The 6,323-nt window shown below is 66.3% G+C and carries 4 protein-coding genes; 1 reads left to right on the forward strand and 3 read right to left on the reverse strand.

Features of this window, described 5'->3' with window-relative positions; genetic code table 11:
- Positions 1–2 precede the first annotated feature (2 nt).
- Positions 3–809 carry a head GIN domain-containing protein gene (locus GM672_RS21305; RefSeq protein WP_155472541.1) on the forward strand — a complete coding sequence of 269 codons (807 nt, stop codon included), beginning with the start codon at positions 3–5 and terminating at the stop codon, positions 807–809.
- A 46-nt stretch (positions 810–855) separates the two neighbouring features.
- On the opposite strand, the gene GM672_RS21310 is transcribed toward GM672_RS21305, so the two are convergent.
- The 3 genes from GM672_RS21310 to GM672_RS29780 form a co-directional block, all read right to left on the reverse strand.
- Positions 856–2,154 carry a sensor domain-containing diguanylate cyclase gene (locus GM672_RS21310; RefSeq protein WP_229427792.1) on the reverse strand — a complete coding sequence of 433 codons (1,299 nt, stop codon included), beginning with the start codon at positions 2,152–2,154 and terminating at the stop codon, positions 856–858.
- 129 nt (positions 2,155–2,283) lie between these two features.
- Positions 2,284–3,528: a TIGR03862 family flavoprotein gene (locus GM672_RS21315; protein WP_155472542.1), complete on the reverse strand. Its 1,245-nt coding sequence runs from the start codon at positions 3,526–3,528 to the stop codon at positions 2,284–2,286.
- 707 nt (positions 3,529–4,235) lie between these two features.
- Complete coding sequence (locus GM672_RS29780; protein WP_155472543.1) at positions 4,236–5,867, reverse strand: methyl-accepting chemotaxis protein; 1,632 nt, start codon at positions 5,865–5,867, stop codon at positions 4,236–4,238.
- Between the last annotated feature and the right edge of the window lie 456 nt (positions 5,868–6,323).

A 6,323-nucleotide genomic window follows, 5' to 3' on the forward strand; every position in this document is an offset into this window, starting at 1 on the left:
GCATGCGCTCCCTCGTCAAGGTCGGCGTGTCGCTGCTGATGCTGGCCATCCTGCTGATCGGTATCTCGTATACGATGTTGCGTGCCCAGGGCGTGGCCAATCCGTCCAGCACGGCCGGCCGCGTCACGCGCACGGAAACGCGCGAGATCGGCCACGGCATCCGCGTCGTCGACCTGGCCGGGCCCATCGACCTGACGGTGCGCCAGGGCCCCGTGCCGTCGCTGAAGGTGCGGGGCGAGCAGCGCCTGCTGGGCAATGTGGCGGCCAGCCAGGACGGCGACACGCTGCGTATCGGCACCACCGGGATGCTGTTCCACCACCGCCGCCCCCTGCAGGTGGAGCTGGTGCTGCCGTCGCTGAGCGAAGTGCAGGTCCGCGGCAACGGCGACAGCACCGTCACCGGCTTTTCGGGCGAGCGCCTGAAGATCGGCCTGAACGGCTCCGGCAACCTCAGCTTCCAGGGCCGCTACCGCAATGTCAACGCGGCCGTGCGCGGTTCGGGCGACCTGGACCTAAAGTCCGGCAACAGCGACGAAGTGGAACTGGAAGTGGTCGGCTCCGGCACCATCGCCAGCTCGGGCAGCTGCCGCAAGATGGCCGCGGAAATCTCCGGCTCGGGCAGCGTCGACGCCCAGCACATGGCATCGGACGACGCCGTCATCAAGATCCAGGGTTCCGGCTCGGCCCAGGCGTTTGCCCGCAAGTCGGCCACGGTGTCGCTGGCCGGCAGCGGCGACGCCACCGTCTACGGCAATCCGGACCAGCGCGTGGTCAGCCGTACCGGCTCCGGTTCGGTCGATTTCGAGTAGCGTTGCGTCACGGCGGTCCTGGGCGAGAAAATGACCGGGCCACCGGTCAGCGGCCGGGCGCTGCGTCGCTGAAGCAGTAGGCGCTGCCGCCTTGGGCCTTGGCCCGGTACATGGCCGTATCGGCCTGCTGGAACAGCTGCTCGGTCGACACGCCGGCCATCCCGGCCAGGCTGATGCCGATGGCCGCACCGATGCCGACCGTGGCACCGTCGATCCGGAACGGCGTACCGAGGGACTGCATCAGCCGCTGCGCGATGGCCGCAGCCGCCCCTTGGCCGGCGCAGCGCGCGGCGACGACGAATTCATCGCCGCCCAGGCGCCCAACCGCGTCGCCGGGCCGCATGCAGGCATGCAGCCGCTGGCCCACGGCCTGCAGCAGCCGGTCGCCGGCACCGTGGCCCATCGTGTCGTTGACTTCCTTGAAGCGGTTCAGGTCGATGAAGAACACCGTCGTCAAGCTGCTATCGATCGGCGCCGCCAGCAAGGCCTCGACGCGGCGGGTGATCCAGGCACGGTTCGGCAGGTTCGTCAGCGCGTCGCGCGTGGCCATGTCTTCGAGCTTGCGCAGCAACTCCTTTTCTCCCGTGATGTCACGCGACACCAGCACCGCGCCGAGGCTGGCGCCCGGCCCGGCGGCCTCGATGGCGGTGCCTTTCGTGCCAAGCCAGATATACCGGCCATCCTTGCAGCGCTTGCGTACCTCGACGACATCCGGGATCGGCGTGCCGCTCAACAGCGTGCCCAGCGCCTGCAGGGCATGGGCGCGGTCGTCGGGGTGCAGGAAGTCGACCACCGGCAGGCCCACCATGTCTTCCGGGAGCCAGCCCATGATGCGGCCATAGGACGACGAAATGCGGGTGTAGCGGCCATCCGCGCTGCAGTGGGCAATCAGGTCCGTGCTGTTGTCGACCAGCAGCCGGTGCTCGGCCGCGCTGCGCACGGCATCGTCCAGCGCCTGTCGCTGGCATGTGACGTCGACCATCATGCCCGTGAATCCTGTGTCGGCCGGCATGCCGGACAGCAGCAGGCGCCGGGCGATACCGTCCCGGCAGCCTGCCGCGAATTCGACGTGGAACGGCGCGCGGCGCGCCAGTGCGCGCGCGATGTCGTCGGCGTGGCGGGCGCCGTCGGCCAGGGCAACGCCGGCGAGCCAGGCCGGCAGGGACAGCCCGGCCAGCTCGGGTAACAGGCCGGCCACGCTGTGCTGGACGACGCTGCAGCAGCCGCTGGCGTCAAGGGTCCAGATGATGGTGATGAGGGGTGGGGTCGGGAAGATAATGGGCCTCGATGCGCGGCTGGTTCGAGCCCGCAGGCACTGCGGCGGCTCCACCGCTCGATCGTTCACCCGGACTGCCGGCAAAGAGGATCGACGCCCCTACGGTAGCATGCGCCGATGCGTTCGGCAATGTATGTTGCAATATGGAATTAGATTGTTGTAATCCGGCCGCGCCCTTCCGGCATCACGGCCGGCAGGCTATTCGCGCTGTCCCTCCGCCAGCCACGCCGCCACATCCCGTCCGGCCGCCACGCCGCTGGCCAGGCAGGCCGTCAGCAGGTAGCCACCCGTCGGCGCCTCCCAGTCGAGCATTTCGCCGGCCACGAAAACGCCGGGCAGCGCGGACAGCATGGTGCCCGTCAGCCCTTCGAACCTGACGCCGCCGGCGCTGCTGATGGCTTCGTCGATGGGACGCGGCGCGCCCAAGGTGACGGGCAGCGCCTTGATGGCCCGGGCCAGGCGCACCGGGTCGGCATAAGCCTCCTTGCTCAGGCATTCGTGCAGCAGGCCGGCCTTGACGCCCTTCAGGTGCAGCCGCCCTTGCAGGTGCGAGGACAGCGAGCGGCTGCCGCGGGGCCGGCTTACCTCGTCCAGCACGCGCTGGGGCGACAGGTCCGGCAGCAGGTCCAGTTCGATGACGGCGCTGCCGTGGGCGGCGATCTGGTCGCGCACGGGCGCGGACAGGGCGTAAATCAGGCTGCCTTCGACACCGGTGGCGGTAACGACGAACTGGCCCTGCTTGCGCACGCGCGCGCCGGTCGCGTCAAGCCACGTGGCGGCGACGGTGGTGAGCGGCTCGCCCGCGTGGCGGCCGGCGAAATGCGCGCTCCAGCCCACGTCGAAGCCGCAGTTCGACGGCTGCAGGGGCGCGACGTCGACACCGCGCTCGCGCAGCAGCGGCACCCAGGCGCCGTCCGAGCCGAGCCGCGCCCAGCTGGCGCCGCCCAGGGCCAGCACGACGGCATCGGCCTGCACGGCAATCGTCCCTGCCGGGGTGTCGAAGCGCAGCGCGCCGTCCTGCCAGCCCGTCCACCGGTGGCGCTGGTGTAGATGCACGCCCGCCTCGCGCAGCCGGTGCAGCCACGCGCGCAGCAGGGGCGCGGCCTTCATCTCCCGTGGAAAGACCCGCTGCGAGCTGCCGACGAAGGTTTCCACGCCCAGCCCGTGCACCCACGCGCGCACGGCGTCTGGCCCGAAGGCGTCCAGCATGGGCCCCAACTGCCCCGCGCGTGCGCCGTAGCGGGTAACGAACTGTTCATAGTCTTCGGCGTGGGTGATGTTCATGCCGCCGCGCCCGGCCAGCAGGAACTTGCGCCCGCTCGATGCCATCGCATCGTAGACGTGCACGTCGCAGGTGGGGGCGAGGGTTTCGGCGGTCATCAGGCCGGCCGGGCCGCCGCCGACGATGGCAACCACGCGCCGTGGAGTAGGAGAGGAATTCATAGGGACGGCATTGTAGTACAAGGTCGCCAGCGACAGTGGCGGGCCGGCTTGGAGCTCCTGACAAAACCTCTCGAGGTACGGCCACCAGGGGCAGTCCACGCCGATCAGCCAGTCAGTGATGTTTGCAGCCGCACCGCATGTCTGCAGCCGCGCTTTCCGCGATCGGTCGGATTTGAGCGAGTATGCTGACTACTTGCCGGTGCCGATACGCTCGCTGCGTCAATGCAGGCCCGATCCCACATGACTTGGTCATGCTGCCGAAGGCGCTGCACGACAGGCTCATGGGCGCGCTGCCAGCCGCCAGCTTGCGTCCCCTACCTCCTTGGACTGCACAATTACTGATTCGCTGTCGCCCCACCCTTCGATGATGTTCGACAACCTGGTAGATGAGTGTTCATGACTGGCCAAAGGTCTTCGGGCAGGCGCGCTTGGGCCATGGCCTCGGTCCGGCAGCGAGCCCGGCAGTTCACGCAACCCCGACCTGCCGTGGCTTGCGTCTGCTCCCGCCCCGACGCGGACGTTCGCGCTGCCAGCGCAGTCGATGCCACACTCAGCTTTCACATCCATGCCACATCAATCTCCGCCATGGTTTAGCATCGCGCCGATCCAGTTCAGCCTCTGGCGTATGTGGCAGACACAACCGGGCGACGCCACCAAGGACGAACTTTGCTCACTAATTAAAAATACGGGACAGACGCTGCATCACGTCAAGAGCGCAGGCGTGCGGCCATGGCCTTCGTGGCGGGCTTGCGGACCGGCTGCATGACTGCGGTGCTGCGCGTGCCTCCATCGTTCGAATCTAGACGGAACACGCTGACGACACGCGTCAGATTCGATGCCTGCTCGTGCAGCGAAGCCGATGTCGCGGCGGCTTCTTCCACCAGCGCGGCGTTTTGCTGCATGGCCGAGTCCATGTCCGCCACGGCGTCGTTGATCTGGTTGATGCCGTGCTGCTGGTCCTCGCCCGCCCCGGCAATTTCGCTGATGATTTCTGTGACACGGCGCACACTCTCGACGATCCCGCTCATCGTGCTGCCGGCCTGGTTGACAAGCTCGCTGCCTGCCTCGACCGACGCGACGGAATCGTCGATCAGCGACTTGACGTCCTTTGCCGCAGCCGCGGAGCGCTGGGCCAGGCTGCGCACTTCGGCGGCCACGACCGCGAAGCCCCGGCCCTGCTCGCCGGCCCTGGCCGCTTCCACGGCGGCATTCAATGCCAGGATATTTGTCTGGAAGGCGATACCGTCGATGACACCGATGATGTCGACGATCTTGCGCGCGGAGTTATTAATTGTCGCCATCGTTTCCACGACCTGTGACACGACCGCGCCGCCGTGCGTCGCCACGTCGGAGGCGGAACGTGCCAGCGTGTTCGCCTTGCTGGCATGTTCGCCGTTTTGGCGGACATTGGATGCCAGCTCTTCCAGCGATGCCGCCGTTTCCTCGATCGAACCAGCCTGCTGCTCCGTCCGCGACGACAGGTCCAGGTTGCCCGCGGCAATCTGCGACGAGGCCGCTGTGATCGTATGCGTGCCCTGGCGCACTTCGCTGACCACGTCGGCCAGACTGTGCTGCATGGCCGCAAGCGCCGCCAGCAATTGCCCGATCTCGTCGTCGCCTTCCACGTGGATCGGGTACGTCAGGTCGCCTTGCGCCACCGCATCGGCGGCACTGACGGCCTGGCTCATAGAACGCGCCACGCCGCGGATCACCGCCACCACGATCAGACTCAGCACGACGCCGATAGCGGCCAGCAGCACCGCGGCGCGCCACAGGTCGGCAATGAAGGCGTCGTGCAGGTCGTCCAGGTACAGTCCCGTGATGAAGGTCCAGTCCCACGGCTTGTAGGTCAAAACATAGGCACCCTTGGCAAATACCTGTTTCTGGTCGGCGTTGCCCGGCTTCGGCCACACATATTCAATCCAGCCCTGGCCACTGCCATGCGCGATGCGCGCGGCATCGCGGTACAGGTATGTACCCTTGAGGTCGTGGAAGTCGCTCATGTCCTTGCCGATCAATTCGGCTTTGATCGGGTGCATCAACATCGTCGGATGCGAGTCGACCACGGTGTAGTAGCCGTCCTTACCGTAACGCATGGCCTTCAGCCGCTGCAGCGCCTGCTTTTGCGCCTGCTCCAGCGGCATCGCGCCGGACGCCGCCAGCGCGGCATATTCCTTCACGGTTGACATGCCGACGTCGGTGGCAAATTTCAGCGCAAGCTGGCGTTCCTCGAAACGCAGAGCTTTGCTCTCGTAGATGTAGAAAAGGGTCATGCCGGACAGGCACAGCCAGCTTAGAATCAGTGGCAGGTAGAGTTTCGTGCGAAAACTGAGTTTCATGATCGGTAGGCGGTCGTCGGAATGGGTTATGTCTAAAGAATTTCAATTGCCATCCGGAAACTGTAACACTCTTCCTTGCCAGAAACGCGGTTACTTGTCTTATGTTCACACGGGCTTTCTTGGTGTGTTGCGCAAAGCCCCGTGCAGCGTAGCCATGGACAAACCGCGCAACCCGGCACGGGCCCGCCCTCTGGCTGCGTGGTGAGGCTGCGGGTTCATCGTCGTCGATGTCGCGCGTGTACGCATGCTGTTGGTTCGACAACAAGGAACTGCTTCTAGGCAAGTAGTGGCATGGAAGGCGGCTGATTTATCAGCCAGTCACGGAGCGCATGAGATAGCCCCCTGATCCACCAGACACAGTCGATGCGGTATCCTTACGGATAGGAATACGACTGTGAATATGACTAGGAACAACCAAACCATCGAAGTAGTGACGGTGTCGGAGGAGCGGCGCCG

Source organism: Pseudoduganella buxea, from assembly GCF_009720835.1.
GTDB classification, from domain to species: Bacteria; Pseudomonadota; Gammaproteobacteria; order Burkholderiales; family Burkholderiaceae_D; genus Rugamonas; species Rugamonas buxea.

Excerpts from the sequence above, each read along its gene's own strand:
- GM672_RS29780 (WP_155472543.1), bottom strand. The coding sequence starts at position 5,867 with ATGAAACTCAGTTTTCGCACGAAACTCTACCTGCCACTGATTCTAAGC.
- GM672_RS21315 (WP_155472542.1), bottom strand. The coding sequence starts at position 3,528 with ATGAATTCCTCTCCTACTCCACGGCGCGTGGTTGCCATCGTCGGCGGC.
- GM672_RS21305 (WP_155472541.1), top strand. The coding sequence starts at position 3 with ATGCGCTCCCTCGTCAAGGTCGGCGTGTCGCTGCTGATGCTGGCCATC.